Annotated in this window: 9 protein-coding genes and 1 tRNA gene; 5 read left to right on the top strand and 5 right to left on the bottom strand. The window is 64.7% G+C overall.

Features of this window, described 5'->3' with window-relative positions:
- The first annotated feature begins 527 nt into the window (after positions 1-527).
- The 4 genes from FHX75_RS07090 (at position 528) to FHX75_RS07075 (ending at position 5543) form a co-directional block, all read left to right on the top strand.
- Entirely contained in the window at positions 528-851 is a 324-nt protein-coding gene (locus tag FHX75_RS07090) for a hypothetical protein (protein ID WP_154937264.1), read from the top strand.
- Between the two features lie 991 nt (positions 852-1842).
- Positions 1843-2898 carry an IS110 family RNA-guided transposase gene (locus FHX75_RS07085; RefSeq protein ID WP_154937261.1) on the top strand — a complete coding sequence of 352 codons (1056 nt, stop codon included), beginning with the start codon at positions 1843-1845 and terminating at the stop codon, positions 2896-2898.
- A 230-nt stretch (positions 2899-3128) separates the two neighbouring features.
- Positions 3129-4754 (top strand): PD-(D/E)XK nuclease family protein, encoded by a 1626-nt coding sequence (locus FHX75_RS07080; RefSeq protein ID WP_154937259.1) that lies wholly within the window; start codon positions 3129-3131, stop codon positions 4752-4754.
- Between the two features lie 246 nt (positions 4755-5000).
- Positions 5001-5543, top strand: coding sequence for a hypothetical protein (locus FHX75_RS07075; RefSeq protein ID WP_154937258.1), 543 nt, complete (start codon positions 5001-5003; stop codon positions 5541-5543).
- Between the two features lie 4 nt (positions 5544-5547).
- On the opposite strand, the gene FHX75_RS07070 is transcribed toward FHX75_RS07075, so the two are convergent.
- The 4 genes from FHX75_RS07070 to FHX75_RS07055 form a co-directional block, all read right to left on the bottom strand.
- Complete coding sequence (locus tag FHX75_RS07070; RefSeq protein WP_170285304.1) at positions 5548-6423, bottom strand: ImmA/IrrE family metallo-endopeptidase; 876 nt, start codon at positions 6421-6423, stop codon at positions 5548-5550.
- Between the two features lie 1039 nt (positions 6424-7462).
- Positions 7463-10729, bottom strand: coding sequence for a tetratricopeptide repeat protein (locus FHX75_RS07065; protein WP_154937254.1), 3267 nt, complete (start codon positions 10727-10729; stop codon positions 7463-7465).
- Entirely contained in the window at positions 10704-12707 is a 2004-nt protein-coding gene (locus tag FHX75_RS07060; protein ID WP_154937252.1) for a tetratricopeptide repeat protein, read from the bottom strand. The genes FHX75_RS07065 and FHX75_RS07060 overlap by 26 nt, the downstream gene beginning before the upstream one ends.
- 443 nt (positions 12708-13150) lie before the next feature.
- Positions 13151-14116 carry a hypothetical protein gene (locus FHX75_RS07055; RefSeq protein ID WP_154937250.1) on the bottom strand — a complete coding sequence of 322 codons (966 nt, stop codon included), beginning with the start codon at positions 14114-14116 and terminating at the stop codon, positions 13151-13153.
- A gap of 550 nt (positions 14117-14666) precedes the next feature.
- On the opposite strand from FHX75_RS07055, the gene FHX75_RS30620 reads away from it, so the two are divergent.
- Positions 14667-14771, top strand: a tRNA-OTHER gene (locus FHX75_RS30620).
- A 460-nt stretch (positions 14772-15231) separates the two neighbouring features.
- Here the strand turns inward: FHX75_RS30620 and FHX75_RS07050 are convergent.
- Positions 15232-15777: a protein kinase family protein gene (locus tag FHX75_RS07050; protein WP_342798092.1), complete on the bottom strand. Its 546-nt coding sequence runs from the start codon at positions 15775-15777 to the stop codon at positions 15232-15234.
- Positions 15778-15924 lie beyond the last annotated feature (147 nt).

The raw sequence follows: 15924 nt of genomic DNA, 5'->3' as shown, positions 1-15924 counted from the left end.
GGGAGCGGCGGGTGCCGAGGTCCGTCACCCAGTGCTGAACGGCGAGATGATCGATCCGGGATAGGGGCACGTCCGACCAGCGCGGCAGACGTGGGTTCGCAGGATCGAGGCGTCCCGCGCCCTTGTGGTCAGCTCGTCGTTGCGGGACTCCCGCCACCGTTCCGCGTACTTCCCGAACAGCAGACGGCCGGCGTGCGGGTCGACGTAACCGCCACGGGCGATGGCGGTTTCCGTCTCGGCGAGGAAGGCCGCCGCCTGTCGTCGAGTCGGGAAGGTCTTGGCCTTCTGCCGGCCATTAGCGTCACGCCAGTTGGCGCGGAACGTCCCCGCAGCAGGGCACGAGGCGGGCGAAGCATGTCCGCATCCTCTCGTACCGACAGACGGAGGAGGAGAGCCAAGGGTGAGACAGACGATGGTGAACTCAGCGGCAGCAACGGTGGGGGTCGTAGGGACCGGATTGTGCCGTGACCGCATACGTTCACCGGCTTCCGATCGGTGACTCGGTTGGGCCTGAGTACCCTCGGCCCGTGGTAGATCGTGAGCAGTACGTGAGGTATCAGCAGGACCGGACCGTGCTGGCGGCAATCGGCGCTCATCTCGATCCTCAGATCAGTCGGATCAGCGTGCGGTTGCCTCGGTCCGTGGCTGAGCCGGCGGTCGCTGCCTGGGATCGCGAGGAACCGGATGGAACCGGCGAGGAGAGTCGCGAAGAGTACGACCTGCGTGATGACGCCGCCGAGCTGGCCTTGATCGGCCTGGCGATCACCTCGCGCGGCGTGTGGGACGGCGAGGGGGTCGTCGTCGACCTGGACGTCGTGCAGATCGCGGCGGCGTTGCGGGCTGCGCGGTAGGTCAGGCCGCAGCAGCGAGACTAGCCGGATCGCGGCAGCGGCAGTCCAAGCCGGACCGACGCTCCCCTGTCTCGGTTGCGTCGGCGCTGCGGTTGCGAAGGCGTCGGGATGCATGTCGTGCCGCCCCTTGGCCAGCTCGGACACAACCGGTGGTCTGTTGCCGAATTGACCTTTACTCAAATCAAGGCGCTCCGCGCGGCGCGGGCCGGGGCGCGGCAAACGGCTCCTGCGGAGCCGCCGCCCCGGCGCCACGGCGCCGGGGCGGAAAGTCAGCCGGCCCGAACCCCACGCCCCGCCCCGCGCGTCACCCCTGGGTCTGCAAGGTGACCCGGTGACGAGTCCCAGAGGCTGACCGGGACCAGGACGACAAGCTCTTCCCTCCCGTCTCTTCTCACCTCGTGACGTCTCACCGCGGACCGGTCTGCGGTTGCTCGGGCCAAGTTGCCGAACGGAACGCGTCAGGCCGCTCACGGGTCCGAGGTGGGGGAGAAGTGAAGGTGGGGAAGGCGGTGGAGGATTGGGCGGGGTTGGGGTTAGAGCTGCCTCCGGCGGGGGCCAGACGACTCCAGGATGCAGTTGCCGAACGGTTGCGGTCGTGGGTGGTGGGGGTGGGATGCCATCCCGTCAGCCACCGACCCAGGCAAGCCGAGCAGACCAGGGCCAGGGCGACAAGGTCGTACGTCCAGCAGGGCGCTCCACCTTGTCACCCTGGCCCTGGCCCGCTTCACGGGGTGTGGGTCGGCGGCAGACAGTGAGGATGGTGGGGTGGGTCGCCGGGTTGGTCTGACTCACCGGCAGACCGACGTTGCTGTCCTCATCCCGATTCGTCGGCCGGCTCGGTGGCCCTCGGCAGCTGCATGTCACCGGTCAGGCGTCGTGACCTGATAGGAGCCTGTGCGAGAGGCGCCCCACCACTGTGTTGTCCGCATCGCCTGACCGGTGACGTGTCCACGTGTTCTCGACGCGACCGAGAAGGGCGGACCTCACCAGCATGGCAGCCAAGAAGCGATCTCTCATCGGTGGTGTCGACACCCACCGCGACACGCACCACGCCGCCGTCATCGACACCACCGGCGGGCTCCTGGCCGACGCCGAGTTCCCCGCGACCACCGCCGGCTACGCGGATCTGCTGGCCTGGATGCGCTCCTTCGGGCAGGTGACTGCCGTGGGCGTGGAGGGCACCGGCAGCTACGGCGCCGGCCTGGCCCGCTATCTGACCAGCAAGAAGATCGCCGTCGTGGAGGTAGATCGGCCAGACCGCCGAGCCCGCCGCGCACAGGGCAAGTCCGACCCGATCGACGCTATCGCCGCCGCCCGGGCGACCCTTGCCGGCACCGCGATGGGCACGCCGAAGACCCGCACCGGACCGGTCGAGGCCATCCGCGCCTTGAGGGTCGCCCGCCGAGGAGCGGTCAAGGCCCGCACCGCCGCCTTGAATCAGATGCGCGGCCTGGTCGCCGCCGCCCCCGAACCTCTGCGAGCCCACCTGACCAGGATCAGCGCTGCCGTGCTGGTCAGCCGCTGCGCCGTACTTGCCTACGACCCGACCAAGCTCCACGACCCGCAGCACGCCACCGCCGCAGCCCTGGTCGGGCTCGCCCGCCGCGTCACCGCCCTCACCGAGGAGATCACCACCCTCGACCGGCAGGTGACACCCATCGTCCGGAAAGCGGCACCCCGCACCACCGCCCTGTTCGGTGTCGGCCCCGATGTCGCCGCCCAGCTGCTCACCACCGCCGGCGACAACCCCGACCGGCTGCACTCCGAAGCCGCCCTCGCCCACCTCTGCGGCGCAGCACCCATCCCCGCCAGCTCCGGACGGGTGCGCCGCCACCGCCTGCACCGAGGAGGCGACCGCGGCGCCAACCACGCCCTGCACACCATCGCCCTCTGCCGCATGCGCTACGACCAGCGCACCCGCGCCTACCTGCACCGACGCATCACCGAAGGCCTCAGCAAGCAAGAGATCATCCGCTGCCTCAAGCGCTACATCGTCCGCGACGTCTACACCGCCCTACGCGCCGACTTCGCCGCCCTCGCCCCTTGACCTCCATAGGAGCATCGGGATGGCATCCAGTTGACTCGGGCGTGGCGGCACGGATCTAGCTGACAATGTGCCTTACGTTCAGGCCGAACACCCGTTCTAATAGGGTTCACTTGCTTGCGCAGGCAGCAATCCGCAGCTCTACAATGCACCCAGAGCATTAATGAAATGGATCATGAGAGCGCAGGGCCTAACGGTCGGGCCACGGAGCGCCGGACGAGTCAGGATCGCCTTTGGTCTGGAAACCCGGAATCCCGCTCAGGCGGGACGAGCCGGTCTACCGAGTCAGCGCCACCGACGCCGAAACTGTTGCGAGCGCCCAATCGTGTCCGTTGGCGCTGGCGCTCAAAGTGCGTCCCAAAACCAGCCCTGACACTGGTGAATGGACCAGACGCCGTGGGCCCTTCGTCCTCGGTGTGCTGGCCGACGCCATCCAGGACGTTGGGCTGCGGGTCAAGCACGGCTACGAGCTATGGGATGCGGTGCGGCTACAGGCGCGCCGATTTGGATCCCAGCATGAAGGCGTCCGCCAATTCTTCGATCACGCGCTTACGCAATTTTTCGAGTATCACGAAGCTCGGGAGGAAGAAGTTGGGCCACTCCGCTTCTTGGATGGATGGCCTGACCTTCAGAAAGGGCCGAGGGCTTCCCTGTTCGCCTGGGCGTTGCTGTACGAAACTGACACGGGCTGCCGAGAGATACGCCGTATCCGAGTCGCGACGGCAAGTAATAAGCTGACGCCGTGGGCATATGTTGCAGGCCATATAGCGGCGCAGTACCAAACCAGCATTGAGCCGCAGCGGATCTGGGTCACCGAGATTGGACTGAACGACGGAATTGAGTTTCACCTCATTTCCGGAGAGTCACCTGATCGAGTGGAGGAGCTATATCAGTCGGATGGCAGGGACGCAGTCCTTGCGACCACCAAAGGGGAGGAGCGTATCCCTGGACGTGTTTGCGGAGGATGCGAATACCTTGGAGGATGTGAATCGTTAATCCCGCTTAACGGTTTCCTTCAAACGGACAATCCGGGGCCTTGGACGAGATCTGTTTCGGCATCCGACCTCGTTCTCTACGAGACATGTCCCTCCCGCTGGTATATGGAGCGTGAGGTTCACTTGCCGAGGGTGGAAGAAGGTAGCGAGCCCCTTCTTCGCGGACTGGCCACGCACCAATGGCTGGCCCAAGCGCACGGGCGATCCAAGGCCTGTACTGCCGATGAACTACCGAACCCAGCAGACATCGACCGTTTAGGGATCGTCGGAGAGGCGGCAGTAGATCCAGGCGATTACGAGCTGGCATATCCGTTTCTGCGTTCGCATATTGACTGCTGCCCGTTGAATGATGACTCAATCAGATCGTTGACCGCCGAGCGCACGCTTTATGCGTTCGATGCCCAAGCCGACGCGGTAATCGCCACAAAGGCCGATGCCTTCTGGCTGCGGGGGGACACGCTTATCATGCGGGAGATCAAGACGGTACAGGTGCAGCCTGAAGCTGATAGGGATCAGATTTTCAGCGCCTACCTTGCCGTGGCGTGGGACCTCGTAGCACTTGAGACGGGATTCATCAGCCACTTCGGTGCGGTGAGGGGCGAGGTCCAGCTCGAGATCCTTTCACCCGATGCGGCCGTAGTGCACACGTACTCGACCGATGACGAAGCTCTGATGAGGATGGCCCGCGGGCGAATCCGACGGCTCGGTCGAGACTGGTTGGCCGACGTGCAGTGGGCGCCTACACCCAACCCAGGCTGTACGCGCTGTAGTGTCCGGCGATGGTGTGGCATCAGGGACGCATGGGCAGACGCGGTAGCCACTAAAGTAGACGCAGGAGCTGAAGACATCTCCCTCACCTCTTGAGGTTCGGAGGAGGACTTGGTGACACCTGGTGCGCCGCGTATCTCACCCAACATGATGCCCCGTCGCACTAGCTCGGTGCCCCCAGCGAGCGCAATGCCAAAGCGCCGGCATGCCTTCAGCGCCGCAGTTCCCCAGCGCGGTTGGCCAAACTCCACCGTCTTCGCCGACACCGGAATCCTGTTGAGCGCAGGGCGAAAGCGCGACTGCGTCCCTAAGTTCACAGGGCACTACGCTGATCGCTTGTGCGTGGCCGAAAACGTCGCGATGGAGATCGCGCGTATTGCGGCACCAGGCGCAGGGCGATGGGCAGACGGCAGGGCACACACGGCAGCCGCTGTCGCGAAAACGTCTATCTTGGACGCCGGCAGATGCTATGTGGATACGAATGAGTACGACAGCAGGGTCTTCGACGAGGTACTGCTGAAGCTTCAGAACCTTCCCAAGAAGGGTGAAGAGCAGCACCATGAGTTCGCGCACCTAGGGGAGGCTGCCTCTATCGCCCTGTGCGTCCTGAGGATCGCTGAGGGTCGGAAGGTGGTCTTCCTTGTTAATGATGGAGGCGCGAGCCTAGTTGCGTCCCAGCACGGTGTCCCGGCGCGTCACTTCGGACACGTTCTCTCTGAACTGGCCTGCGCCGGCCACTACACCAGCGAGGAGGCGTTCGACGTTTTCGCTTACGCGACTGCGGTCAGTGGCGTCCCTGTTGACGCCGCCCCAAAAGGAGCTAAAGACTTGGAGTGTCGCCGGAGTTCAGGTTCGTGTGGGATCTGCGACAGCTTAGTGGGTTAGATGCCTAGCAGAAGTCTGTCGATGCCACAATCTGTTGGTATCCGGCTTCTTCTAGTTCCTGCTCAACGCCGGCGACGTTCTCCGAACGTCCGAGGACCCGTGCCACTACTTCTGAGGAAACAAGTCCGTCCCGGTATGCATCGAGGGCCATAGAAAGCATCCAGTGCGAGGCAGACTTTTCACCTTGAGCAGAACATGCCTGTTCCCATTCGTCCTGAAGCCGTGCCTGCTGCATGAGTTGAGAAATGCGGAGGCGACTGTATGCCTCAAGGTGGCTGCGTGAAACGCCAGCGGCTTCGACGAGAGTCTTGATGCTAGCTTGGCGGCTTAGCCCGAAGCGCATCATGAACTTGGCCAGCGGCACGCCATATCCGTCTATCGGCTTCTTTGGCCCGTGCTCGGCCCAAAACTGTCGGACAGCGAAATCGGGGGCCAGGAAGTGCCTCGCAAATACTTCGGCCCGTATCTCTTGCAGATTCTCATCCGGGTAATTTTTACGATTCACAAAGAGTGAGCGATCGTCCTGGTACAAGAGGTGGCAGAGTTCATGCGCCAGTGTGAAGCGTTGCCGACCCCACCAGGTGTGGTTTGTGTTCACCATGACGATGGATCGCCAGGAGTTTTGTGCAGGGTCGCGCAAAGTAATCCCTTGAACTGTCTCCGGCATCGAGTCGAAGATTACGGCTGCACCTAATGACTCAATGAACTGAGTGATATCACCAACGGGCTCTTCGTCGCCCAGCTCTAGGTAGTCGCGTAAACGCTCAGCGGTCCTAGCGGCGGCACGTTTGTGATATACGTCTTGTGCTACAGCCCTCCGGGCTTCCATCGCAAGAGCGCTCGTACGCGCACCTTCTTGTGGATACCACGACAGCAGCAACTCAAGGTCCCGCAAGGAAGTCTCGGCTCGCCGTGCGACGACGTCGATGTCCCCGTCAGTGGCGAGGACTCCTGCGCGAAGGGCTACAGCGAGGCTTCGTTGAACTGGCGTATCTCCGGCCAAGACAGCCAGGGGCAAACCGGAACAGACAGCCAACATGGCGAGTTGTGACTGGCGGGGCTGCACTCGCCCTGCCAAGGCGTCGCCCAACCAGCCGCCGTTTTCGGGCTCCCCGAGCGCCGCGTAGATTTCGCTTATTGAGGCAGCCGCGCCCGCAAGCGCCTGGTGTAGGCGCTCAGCCCAAGCTGGCAGTTGTGGGTGCCTCGACATGGCTACCTCTCGTTTCGATGGTTACGCGGGGTAGTCGTCTTGTAGCTCTCTTACGTCCGTAGCATACTCGTCGCCCCTGACAAAGACAGCCCGACAGTGTGCCAGGTGGCGCCTGTGGACGACGGGAAGGCTGCCACCAGCAGTTGTGCTTTCGCCCACTTGCGCAGGAGGGGCGGGACAGCTCCCGGCGGCTGGCCGCCAGTCCAATCGGCAGTGACTGTCAGTTGTGCCGTATCGGCCGCCAAGCGCCGCCGAACCCCAACGACGCCCTTGATGCCACTACCCTCGTCGTGGCGGTGGAGGTCGACCCTGCGATCTTGAAGCTCCGACAGCAGCCACCCACGAACGTTGGCCGTTCGTCAGGTCGGGCACCTCTTCGAACAGGGGTACCACGTCACCCGCGGCCGATTCGACATGCGCCCGCGGTACACAGTCGGCCAACTACCGAGCCTCCCTACGCCCTGGCAGGACACCGTGTCTGGCAGGTATTTCGGCTGGCGGTGCAGGCAAGCCAAGCTGCACGGCCGGTTTGTGTTCGCTGTGGAGTACATCCTTTGCCCCTACTGTCGGGCTGGCTGGGTAGATAAGCCCTATACAGTCAGCGCAAATCTACGAGACAGCTCAGGAGGGGTAGCCGTATCGGCGGCCAGCTGTCGATGCCCGCGATTGGGTCACCTCGCCGCCAGTTCGCTTTGGGCGGCGGCAAGGGTCACCGTCGCTGTCGGTCCTCCCAGCGACGGTGGTTTGGCGCGTAGCCGACCGGGCCGGCACTGATCGTGAAGTTACCGGGTCGGATTACTACCTCGCCGGTCGGGCCCGAAGTGATCTGACCCAATCCCGCTTGAAGATCGGCCTCGAACCCAGGCAACTTCAGCCGGATGAGCGACGGGAGGAGCACCGCGACGGCGACGAGCCCGACCAGGATGGGCGTGATGGTGGTAATCATGACGACGGTGACGCGGTTCGAGAGGAAGAATGCTGTCCACATCACGGCGAGCAGGCCCAGCGCGACGGTGGCGACGGTCGCCGTACCGAGCGCGGCGGTGCGGGCGGTTCGACTCTCCCGTTCGAGTAACTGCATGACTCGTTGCGCGTCCACGTGCCCCTTGTCGATGCTTAGACAGCGGCGTAGGTGCCGCAGCGCCTGGCCGCGGGAGCGCGCGTCGCCCAGCGCGCCGGCGGTTGTTGTCCCACCCAGCCGTACCTTGCACACGGCGGCGACATAGTAGGGATCGGCCTCACCGGCGGGTGCGCCTTTGATCGCTTCGATTGCCTCGGCGTACGCCTCGGCGAAGACGTCGTCGTTTTGAGTCGCATCGGCCTGATGGAACAGCAGCCGGGCCAAGGCCAGGTGCAGCCGCCACGGTACGGCCGCCGTGCGCAATCCCTCCTGCAACACGTCCTCCGCTTCGCGCGACTGGCCCAACGCCGTCAAAGCCTCGGCCAACCCAAGCGCCGCAACCTGCATCGACGGGTCCACTCGCAGCACGCCCCGGAACTGGCGGGCCGCCGCTTGCGGCTCTTCCGTGAGCAGACGCAGGTGCCCCAGCTCCACCTGCGCCGAGGCGTTGTATGGGTCCTGCGCGATCGCCACGCGCAGGAGCGCCTCTGCCTCGTCATATCGGCCGAGCTGCGTGTACAGCGCAGCGAGGTCCGTGTGGCTGCCCTTGTATGGGTCGACTTCTAGCGCCTTCGAGAGGTGGTACTCCGCGGCAGGTAGCCGTCCAAGCCGGTAGTCGATCACGCCTAAACACACCAGCACGGCGGCGTCCTGCTGCTCGCCGAGCACCCCGAGGCAGATCTGCTCGGCCTGTTCCCACTGGATACGTTCGTCCTGCCGTACGAGCGCCCATGCCCGGGCCAGCCGGTACTCGCGGTCGTACGGCGTCAGTTCGACCGCGCGGCCGAAATGCTCCTCGGCGGCCATATAGTCACCACGGGCGAAGTCGACCCAACCAAGACCGGCGATTGACGCAGCCCGTTCCTCGTTCGACAGTGCCTCGCGCTCCAGCCGGGCGAAGGTCGCCCGCGACTCGGGTAGGCGTCCTGAGTCGTGCTGAATCCACGCCAGCTCCATAGCGAGCTCATGCAGGTGCGGCTGTTCACGTACCAGCGGGGCGACCAACCGCTCGGCCTCGGCGTAGCTACGCACGGCTCGCAGCGCTGCCGACTGGCTCGCTAACACGCGGGGATGGTGCGGGTTGCAACGTGCGGCAGTCTCATAAAAGGCGATCGCCTCTCGCGCCTGCAGCCGGTCCTCGAACACCCGTCCCAGACAAATGTGCAACAACTCGACCGTGGGCCGTAGCATCACCGCCGCACGGGCGCACCGTTCCGCGTCCGAGTGTCGCCCGAGCCGCTGGAGTACGGCCGCCCGGCGTTCGACTACTTGGACATTGCCGGGATCAATGGCGAGGGCGCGGTCAAACACGGTTAGGGCTTGTTGGTCGCCGTACCGATCGGCGTGCACCTGCCCCAGCTCGAGCAGCACGTCCACGCTGTCGGGGCGAGCGTCAACCGCCACCTGAGCGGTCGTCAGCGCACCCACGAAGTCGCGCGACATGCGCAGTACTCGAATCCGCGCCGTCAGCGCCGAATCATCCCTTGGATCGAGAGCGAGGGCCTCCTGGACGGCGACGAGCGCCGCATGATAGTCACCCTTATCCAACGCGACGCTTGCCAGCTCCAGCCGCAGTGTCGGTGAATCGGGCCGCCGGCGGATCCCCAAACGTGCTGCCTCTTCGGCGTCATCGAGGCGCCGCAGCTGCCGCAGTTCGATGACCCGCCAGGCCAGGGCCGATTCGTGGCCGGGGTCGATGACGAGTGCCTGTTCGAAGGCGGTCAAGGCGCGCTGATAGTCGTGCTGGTCGTCGTGGACGTAGCCGAGTTCGAGGTGCAGTTGGGGTAGGTCGGGCCGTTTGCTGATTGCCTCGCGTGCTGCCTCTTCGGCGTCATCGAGACGCCGCAGTCGCCGCAGTCCGCTGATCCGGGCACTCAGGGCCCACTCGTCATCGGGGGCGATGGCGAGTGCCTGTTCGAAGGCGGTCAAGGCGCGCTGATAGTCGTGCTGGTCGTCGTGGACGAAGCCGAGTTCGAGGTGCAGTTGAGGTAGGTCGGGCCGCCGGCGGATCCCCAAACGTGCTGCCTCTTCGGCGTCATCGAGGCGCCGCAGCTGCCGCAGTTCGGTGACCCGCCAGGCCAGGGCCGATTCGTCGTTGGGGTCGATGGCGAGTGCCTGTTCGAAGGCGGTCAAGGCGCGCTGATAGTTGTGCTGGTCGTCGTGGACGTAGCCGAGTTGAAGGTGCGGCTGGGGTGAGTCGGTTCGTTCGTTGATTGCCTCGCGTGCTGCCTCTTCGGCGTCATCGAGGCGCCGCAGTCGCCGCAGTCCGATGATCCGGGCACAGAGGGCCCATTCGTCGTCGGGGTCGATGGCGAGTGCCTGTTCGAAGGCGCTCAGACCGCGCTGATAGTCGTGCTGGCCGTTATGGACGTAGCCGAGTTCGAGGTGCAGTTGGGGTGAGTCGGGCCGCCGGCGGATCCCCAAACGTGCTGCCTCTTCGGCGTCATCGAGGCGCCGCAGCTGCCGCAGTTCGATGACCCGCCAGGCCAGGGCCGATTCGTCGTTGGGGTCGATGGCGAGTGCCTGTTCGAAGGCGGTCAAGGCGCGCTGATAGTCGTGCTGGTCGTCGTGGACGTAGCCGAGTTGAAGGTGCGGCTGGGGTGAGTCGGGTCGTTTGCTGATTGCCTCGCGTGCTGCCTCTTCGGCGTCATCGAGGCGCCGCAGTCGCCGCAGTCCGTTGATCCGGGCACTTAGGGCCCATTCGTCGTTGGGGTCGATGGCGAGTGCCTGTTCGAAGGCGGTCAAGGCGCGCTGATAGTTGTGCTGGTCGCCGTGGACGTAGCCGAGTTGAAGGTGTAGCTGGGGTGAGTCGGTTCGTTCGTTGATTGCCTCAGCGTGCTGCCTCTTCGGCGTCATCGAGGCGCCGCAGTCGCCGCAGTCCGATGATCCGGGCACAGAGGGCCCATTCGTCGTCGGGGTCGATGGCGAGTGCCTGTTCGAAGGCGCTCAGACCGCGTTGATAGTCGTGCTGGCCGATGTGGAGGTAGCCGAGTTGGAGGTGCAGCTGGGGTAGGTCGGGCCGCCGGCGGATCCCCAAACGTGCTGCCTCTTCGGCGTCATCGAGGCGCCGCAGCTGCCGCAGTTCGATGACCCGCCAGGCCAGGGCCGATTCGTGGCCGGGGTCGATGGCGAGTGCCTGTTCGAAGGCGGTCAAGGCGCGCTGATAGTCGTGCTGGTCGTCGTGGACGTAGCCGAGTTGAAGGTGTAGCTGGGGTGAGTCGGGTCGTTTGCTGATTGCCTCGCGTGCTGCCTCTTCGGCATCATCGAGGCGCCGCAGTCGCCGCAGTCCGTTGATCCGGGCACTCAGGGCCCATTCGTCGTCGGGGGCGATGGCGAGTGCCTGTTCGAAGGCGGTCAAGGCGCGCTGATAGTTGTGCTGGTCGTCGTGGACGTAGCCGAGTTGGAGGTGTAGCTGGGGTAGGTCGGGCCGCCGGCGGATCCCCAAACGTGCTGCCTCTTCGGCGTCATCGAGGCGCCGCAGCTGCCGCAGTTCGATGACCCGCCAGGCCAGGGCCGATTCGTGGCCGGGGTCGATGGCGAGTGCCTGTTCGAAGGCGGTCAAGGCGCGCTGATAGTTGTGCTGGTCGTCGTGGACGTAGCCGAGTTGAAGGTGTAGCTGGGGTGAGTCGGGTCGTTTGCTGATTGCCTCGCGTGCTGCCTCTTCGGCGTCATCGAGGCGCCGCAGCTGCCGCAGTTCGATGACCCGCCAGGCCAGGGCCGATTCGTGGCCGGGGTCGATGGCGAGTGCCTGTTCGATGGCGGTCAAGGCGCGTTGATAGTCGTGCTGGTCGTCGTGGACGTAGCCGAGTTCGAGGTGCAGCTGGGGCACGTCGGGTCTGCGGGTGATGGCCTCCTGGGAGGTCCGCTCGGCTTCGTTCAAGCGGTGCAGCAGCCTCAGCTCGGTGGTACGCCACTCGAGCGCGTCGGCATCGTCCGGGTCGATGGCGAGAGCCCGTTCGAACGCGGCCAGGGCATCTCCTCGCCGGTAGCGGTCATCCAGGATGTACCCCAGCTCCACATAGGGCCGGGGGTCGTCAGGTCTGCGGGCGATGGCTTCTTCGGCGAGCCTCTGGGCTTCGTCGAGGCGGTGCAGATCACGCAACGCCTTCAGTCGCACCTGCAGGGCTGGCATTTCAGCGTGCTCGTCCGTCACCACTTCGATTTCGGCCAGTACACGCTCAAACTGGTAGCGGTCGAGCAGGCTCGTGGCGTACTCGATCCGGGCCGTGTCGCTGATCAGCCCGGTGCTGACAGCCAACGCATCGAGCTCGTCGTAACGGCGCAGACACCGCAGCCCGTGCAGCAGCCAGGTCAGCCCCCGCGGATCGCTCGGATCGAGCGCAAACGCCTTTTGGAAGTACTGCAAAGACTCTTCGAACCGGTACCGGTCGACCATGAGACGTCCGGCCGCGAGACGCACGAGCGCGCTTCCGGGAAACCTCTCACACACCTCGGCAGCCAGCGTCGCAGCGTCGTCGTGGTGACGCTCCCGGCTCAGGCTCGCGATCAGCCAAGCCGACACGTCGGCACAGTCGCCGTGCACTTCGTACGCCTGACGCAGCACCGCAGCCGCATCATCGGGCCGGTACAGGGCCAGCAGTACCCGCCCGTGCGCGACCGCCAGCGCGGCGGATGGCTCGTGCAGCCCCACCAGCGACTCTTCGAGCAGTCGCAGCGCTGTGGCTGCGTGCCGGGTGCGCCGCAATTCGTCAACGCGCCGCAGCAAGTCATCAGTGTGCCGGAGGAGGCCATCGCGCCGCGCCGGCTCGTCCACCGCTTCGTGGGGAGGGTGTGCCTGAACGGGTACAGCCTTGTCGAGCGGCTTCTCGAGCATCCGGGATCTCCTCCGCTTACCTCGGATCCGGAGCAACACCTAATGATCCGCTCTGCCCAACGCCAACACTGTCGGGTACGTGACTTACCGCGCCCAACTGTCAAACACCCTGCCCAGCAAAAGCAGTCCTGGCGGTGCATGCCGCTGGTATCCCCGACCCCGTGCCGGGACGTGCTTTTAGCGTTGAACGAGGACGGCCAGTCCTCGCAGATTCCATAGGGTGCACAGCAGAGAAGACAGCAACGCAGCCGCCGGCAAGGAGCCGTGTCCCGCCTGATCATGCTCCTTGACTTCGGCCGAGAGGTCACCAGACTGTGCTGCGAAGATCTGGGGGTCAAGTGCGCGTCGCTGCCCGTTAATTGATCCCAGGCGTCACCAAGGTACTCACGACCTCTCGGAGCTGGTGGCAGCTTGCGCCTAATATCTGGGTGGTCACGGGCAGGCTAAATACCTAACCGGAAGTCCTCTATCCGTTGCCGTACAAGTTCGGCCGGATCGCCACCTGCGCCCTTGGTCAGAAGCATTTGCTTACAATCCTCGTCGTCTAACCCGACAATAAGCTTGTCGTGAAGGAGCCACTGCTCTCGGCTGGTCCACGCTGCATCCCTCTTGAATCCGCGACGCGTGAGAAGCATGCCGACGAGTCCCGTGCCGTGGCGGGTAAGGTAATTTGCGAGTTGAAGCACTTCTGTCTTCCCGGCCGGCAGTCCGGAATTCTTCGCCTCAGCTACGACGAAGTCTGCGTGGTAGTGGACGCGCATGAAGCTCCAGAACCCATCCTGCGAGTAATTCGGCAAGATGAAGTCCCGTCGGTTGACCCCGCTTTCGGTACTGCTTTGGGTTACCACCTGCTCCAGCGGCGGGGAGAACAGGAAGCCGAGCAAGTCCTCACAGAATTTCTCGTATCGAGTCCAGTCGGTGACCCCCGGACGGATGCGCTGCAATCGTCCTAGCAGTTCTTGCGCACGGTCCCGTTCTTGAACCGGCTCCTCGCCTTGCAGTAGCGCGAGGAAGGAAGGAGTGAGAATTCCGAGCCGTCGCGCCTCTTGTCGAAGATATCTCCCATCCCATGTCCGGACACCCACTGGCCTCTCTTTGTTCGGTGACAGGACGCCTGGGAAGGCAACGACGAGACGCGGCTTTGATGAGCCGGGATGTTTGAGCTGATGAAGTTCCCCTGCTGCCTTCAGCCGGTCGACGACGTCCTGGAGCCGTCGTTTGGTCTGAGGGGTCTCGGCGGCGACTTGGACCAGGAGGGGCCGACCTCGCCATTGGGCCGCAATATCGACGCCCAGATCGCCGGCTTCCCCTTGCTCTGTCTCGACGTCAGTTACGTCTGGCATTTCGCGGAGAAGTTCCCTGACAAACCGCTCAAACTCCCAGCCCTGGACATCATCGCGACCTGCCATGGTCCACCGGTTCCTCCCCTAGCGGGGCCAAAGGTGCCGTGAAGGCTTCGCTGCCGTCGTACAAGCTCAGCCCAATGTAGACCTCTGGACACCATCACGCAGCCCGCTGGACAGGCGCCCCAGCCGCGGAAGTTCACCTGTGCCCGATCCGCTTTACCGGCTCCAAGCCCAGCCCGACAGCCGGGCGTCCACGATCGACTCAGGCTTGAAGCCGGCCGACACGCCGGGTGGCCCACGTAATCACAACCGCCGACCTTTCTGCTTCCCGGCTGAGGCCAGCAGCAGAACCGTCAGGCACCACCGCATTGACGAGGGAGCCCCAACGGCACGTACAGCCGACCCGACGGCCGCTCCGTCAATGGCAGGGCGGCTATGTCACCATGCAGAAACGTCGCTTCACCGGCAGGGCCTTCGTCAGCATGGCGTGTGGGCCGTCCGTGCCGGCTCGCGGGGGACGCCCAGAGGACGCGGCTGGCACAGGCTGCAAGGCAGCGAGGAAGCAGCGAGATAGTTACCAACGGCCGGCATGAGACGACACCGGGTGGCAGAGGGGCGATGCGCCGCTACGCAGAACGGCATCGGATGACAGGGCACGATGCGCCGTAACCGCGTTCACACGAAGAGGTCACTGGTTCGATCCCAGTATCGCCCACCATAGATACATGCAGGTAGGAAGCCCGTCACCGGTTCGGCCGGTAACGGGCTTCCGCGCTGTTGCCCCTTAAATTGGGAGCAGATTGGGAGCAGGGCGTTCGGCTCTGGTGTCCGATCGCCGTGGGTCGCCCGGCGGCGGTATCGGGTTACCGGTTCCGGCCCGGCTGGCCGGCTAACGGAGGACTTGGAGCTACCGGTACCGGGCCCCACGTGACGAAAGGGCAGTCCCGCTATCGCTCACCGGATCGACTGATGGCCGTCGGTCCGGTGTGCCGCCCACTCGCCGGTCCACGTCGCCAGTTCTTGTACCCAACTGTCGGTGCTCTGCGGGCACTTGGCCGACCACTTCGATGCATTTTTCGACGCGAAGTCGTCCAACACCTCGCGGTCGGTCGCGGTCCATGCGGGGAAGCTGCGTCAGCCACTCTTCTGCCTGTTTGGGCACTGTGGCCGTTGCCCGATCAGCCCTGGACGAGTAATGCGAGCTCGACCCACGGAGCTGCCTTGGTTGCCCACGCCCAATCGACGATCCGTAGGCCGCGCGGAGTCACGATCAAGTTGGCCGGATTGAGGTCGGAGTGGATGAGTGTCTCGCCGTCCATCGCAGGGTGTGCGAACCCGAGGCGGGCTGGCGGACTGAACCATGACTCGCCGGGCGCAGGAGTCTCCTGAAGTTCCTTGAGTGTGACGGCGAGTAGATCGAGATCCGCACTGCCGGGTGACAGGTCGGGGTGGGGACCAGCGAGATGCTCGGTCCCCACCACCAACCAGCCATCGGACTCGAAGTGCCACAGGACTGCGGGCGGGTAACGGTCGATGGCCCCGGTCACCGCCAGCTCGTATCGCAGTGACCGGACGCTCAGTTCTGCAGAGGCCGCCTTGATGAAGACCGGTCCGGCTGGCCCGGTGATCGTCGAGGCGATTTCCGCGTGGTTGCCACTGGAGGCCGGGGTTACGTCAAAGGCTCCGCGGACCCCTTCGGCGATCCCTGTCGTGACACTCTGCATGACTTCGGTCAGGATCGGCCGGTGGTGCACCTAGTGGCTTGCAATCTTCTTGCAGGCGGCCGTGTAGGGCTCGCTGACTGGAGGGCGGCGTGCCACAGCAGCGTCGACCGGCCGGGTCGGCACGACGCGGTAGGAGCCGCCGGTCGG

Origin of the sequence: Micromonospora palomenae, from assembly GCF_007829925.1 — a bacterium.
Taxonomy (GTDB): Bacteria; Actinomycetota; Actinomycetes; order Mycobacteriales; family Micromonosporaceae; genus Micromonospora; species Micromonospora purpureochromogenes.
Note: the sequence above shows the minus strand (reverse complement) of the source record. Positions and strands in the feature narration are given on the sequence as shown.